A 1,741-nucleotide genomic window follows, 5' to 3' on the forward strand; every position below is an offset into this window, starting at 1 on the left:
CCACCAACATCCCCCCGGTCGCCCGCACCAAATTCACCGCATCCGCAAGCGCATCCAAACACCCATCCCGCGCCGCACCAAACCCCGCAGAACCCTCAGAACCCTTCAGAAACGCCTGACCAATATCATCGTTCCCCCAGGACGCCCCCGCATCAGCCAAATCCGACACCAACGTGTCAACCGCCACCGCCAACGTGTCCGACAGCTCAGAAAACCCCTGACCCGACTTCGTCCACGACTCGAAATTAACCTCGAAACCCGTGGCCACCACGCACCCCCGTCAAACGAGCCCACACGCCAGGGGCATCCGTTTCCGGTCGTCCTAAAACACCTCGGAAAGGCCCGCCAAAAATCGCGGACCATGCCCGACGAAATTCCAGCCTTTTATTCACCCGGCACTACACTCGCATAGTGCTCGTGTGACCGTGAATAGTCCAGGTGTGCTCGGCCTGCTCGTGGTTCTTCGCCATCGCCTGAAGGTCGGTCATGATCTTCGCCTGGCCATAACGGCAGGTCGCTGTCGCGCTGACCTGGTCGAATGTGCGGCGCATGTCCTTGGGCTGCTCCACCCGCCGGGAGTAATCCGTCATCAGCTCTTCGGGCGATGTGCGAAGCACTGCCCTCATGCCCGCTCGCCTCCGATCACGTCGAAACGCCTTTGACCTTAAGTCAGACTCGTCTGCTCCGCGATCGGTTCCGCTCTGTCCCCTTTTGCCCGTGGACTGTCCGGATCTTTGCGGGCGGGTCGGTGATCACTTCTTCTAGTGGAGGGTGATGCGGTCGTCATAATAGAGGGGAAAGGGGCTGTCCGAAAATTGGTGGGTGAGGCGGTGATCGTCCTTCAGTTCAGGGTGATTCGGTCACCGTAGTGCAGCGATAGGGCGTTGAGCGCTGCTTTCCGGCCGGGGGTCTTGCTGGTCACGTTGGTTCGGTTTTTGAGCGGGCTGCGGATGGCCAGGTAGAGCAAGCACCTTCAGTGCGGCCTGTTCGGTGGGGAAGTGCCCGCGTCGGCGGGTGGCCTGGCGGAACCGGGCGTTCAGGCTCTCGATCGCGTTGGTGGTGTAGATGACCTTGCGAATCTCGGCCGGGAACGCCAGAAACGAGGTGAACGTCGGCCTCGGGTATTACGCCGCATCTGACGTTGGTCGCCTGGATCCGGATCCATTCAATCGCCTGGGACGACGGGACAGAAGCGATCGCCGCGTCCTGGAACGCCTGCGCCGCGCCGGCCGGTGAACGTCGGCCGGAACACGGAACGACGACCCCGCCGACCGCAGAGGAGGCGTTCGAGAAGCTCCAGGGGTGGAGCGACGGCTACATCCCGATCATCGCCGTCGACTGGACCCGTCGCCCGGCGGCGGCTCGTTCATCCCTCGGCGCATGCGTTCCAGGATTTGGAATTCCTCGGGGGTGAGGTTCGGTGCGACGTTGAGGGTGCTGTCGCCGCTTTTCAATGTGATGGGCGGTGGTGTGGGGTCGCTGGAGACGGTGAAGGCGGGGGAGCCGGCGCTGTCGGTGGTCGGTGGTGCCTGCAGTTCGTCGCCTGATGAGCGGTAGAGGTGTCTCAGGGCCCGTTCGGTCGAGGTGTCGTCGACCTGTGGGCATTCGTATCGTGCGGCGGTGATGTGTGCGTGGAGTTCGGGGTCGGGTGCCAGCCCGTGCGTTTCGAGGTAGTAGGTGACCGTGTCGGTCCAGGTCCAGCTGCCGTCGGTCCGGAAGCTTTGCGGCACCACCTCGCCGC

Annotated in this window: 2 protein-coding genes and 2 pseudogenes; all 4 read right to left on the minus strand. The window is 63.1% G+C overall.

Features of this window, described 5'->3' with window-relative positions; translation table 11 throughout:
• On the minus strand, window positions 1–268 hold a 268-nt coding region (locus tag ABEA24_RS53270), incomplete at its 3' end, for a hypothetical protein (protein ID WP_345444739.1).
• A 130-nt stretch (window positions 269–398) separates the two neighbouring features.
• Window positions 399–626 carry a hypothetical protein gene (locus ABEA24_RS53275; protein ID WP_345444742.1) on the minus strand — a complete coding sequence of 76 codons (228 nt, stop codon included), beginning with the start codon at window positions 624–626 and terminating at the stop codon, window positions 399–401.
• Window positions 627–959: 333 nt separating this feature from the next.
• A pseudogene (locus ABEA24_RS53280) lies at window positions 960–1,109 on the minus strand (transposase); the annotation flags it as partial.
• A gap of 216 nt (window positions 1,110–1,325) precedes the next feature.
• Window positions 1,326–1,741 (minus strand): annotated as a pseudogene (locus ABEA24_RS53285) (hypothetical protein); the annotation flags it as partial.

Source organism: Actinoallomurus vinaceus (genome assembly GCF_039542055.1).
Taxonomy (GTDB): domain Bacteria; phylum Actinomycetota; class Actinomycetes; order Streptosporangiales; family Streptosporangiaceae; genus Actinoallomurus; species Actinoallomurus vinaceus.

Excerpts from the sequence above, each read along its gene's own strand:
- ABEA24_RS53275 (WP_345444742.1), bottom strand. The coding sequence starts at position 626 with ATGAGGGCAGTGCTTCGCACATCGCCCGAAGAGCTGATGACGGATTAC.